Origin of the sequence: Paenibacillus forsythiae T98 (assembly GCF_000520735.1) — a bacterium.
GTDB classification, from domain to species: domain Bacteria; phylum Bacillota; class Bacilli; order Paenibacillales; family Paenibacillaceae; genus Paenibacillus_AQ; species Paenibacillus_AQ forsythiae.
The window spans coordinates 1-1,437 of record NZ_ASSC01000453.1; the positions used below are offsets into that span (position 1 = coordinate 1).

Genomic DNA, 1,437 nt, shown 5'->3' on the forward strand with positions numbered 1-1,437 from the left:
TAGCTCATCTACCGTACGCGATTTGGCAAAACGGCCGCTCATTCCAACAATCGCGACAGGTTCATTCTGATACGCAGGCTGAAGCTTAGGTTGAATTGCTGTCACTCTGCTTCCTTGGCCGTCATCCGATCCAAGAGCATTTAATCCATGATTCTCCGGAACAACCACAACAATCTTCCCAATATTTTTTCGATCTTCCATGCAGTGGTAAGCTTCCTTAATCTGGTCAAAAGAAAATGTTCTGCATATAGTCGGACGAATAATTCCGTTATGCACCAAATCAAGCATTTCACTCCAGTAAGCTCTGACAGTATCCGGTTCTTCCAGCATCAGTCTTCTTAAATCGACACTGTAGAAAGTTTGATTCCGGCTGAATACGGACAGATCGATGTTTCTCGCTGTCTTCAGTGCGGTCATTGCAAGCTCGATGTATCTTCCTCCCGGCGCCAGGCAATTCATACCTTTCTGCATCGAATCCCCAGACAGGGTATTAATGACGGCATGCACGCCCTTCCCGTTCGTAAGCCGCATAATTTCCTGTTCAAAGTCGGTCTCCAAATAGTTAATTCGATGGGGAACGCTGAGCTTCTCAAGGTATTCCAGCTTCTCCCGGGAGCCTGCTGTCGCATAGATCTCCGCTCCGTAATGCTGCGCGAGCTGTACCGCAATCAAACCGGTGCCGCCTGTGGCCGTTTGGATCAAAATACGTTCTCCCGGCTTCAACCTTGCTTTCCGAAAAGCATCGATCATGGTCATCGTAACAGCCGGGAGAGCACAGGCTTCCTCGAAAGATAAAGATTCGGGCTTTAAGAACACATTCTCTTCCAAGCATGTAATCAAATCGGCTTGTCCGCCAATTTCTTCTCCCATAGTGACCACAACCTCATCCCCGCGTCTGACTGTCGTCACGGCGCTCCCCGTTTCGAGGACGATTCCGCTTGCCTCAAAACCCGGAGTGAACGGGTACGGAGGCATGCTCGGATATAATCCCTTCACGCAGAGCAAATCCCCGAAATTGAGGGAGAACGCGCGAACTGCGATTCGCACACCATTGGCCTTAAGCTCCGGAATAGACGACTCGATGACGCGGAGATCATCAATTTCACCCGGCCGCTCAATGATAACCCGGCGATAGAGACCCTGCCCTGCAAGCCCGGCAGTTTCCCTGCCGGCAATCTCTTGCCGGCCTTTGGGCCGGAAGCGGTTTTCACGGTTGTTTAATTCGTCTTCCAAGGCAGCCGCCACCTGGGAATTGATCTCCATCCGATCTTCCCCTTCCGGCTCATCCTTGGGATACTTTACCTGAAGCTGCGCGACCAGCACTGCTTTGTACTCCCGTATAATGAATGCGGCTAGCTGTTCCACGTTGTTAAAGTCGAACAGAATGGTCGTCTGCATGGTGATTCCGATTGCTTTGTTAATCCGGTTGACGAGGTT

General features: G+C 50.7%; 1 protein-coding gene. It reads right to left on the minus strand.

Annotated elements, in window-relative coordinates:
• The coding region (locus L692_RS28875) for a zinc-binding dehydrogenase (protein ID WP_036723769.1) at nt 1-1,437 on the minus strand (1,437 nt) is incomplete at both ends.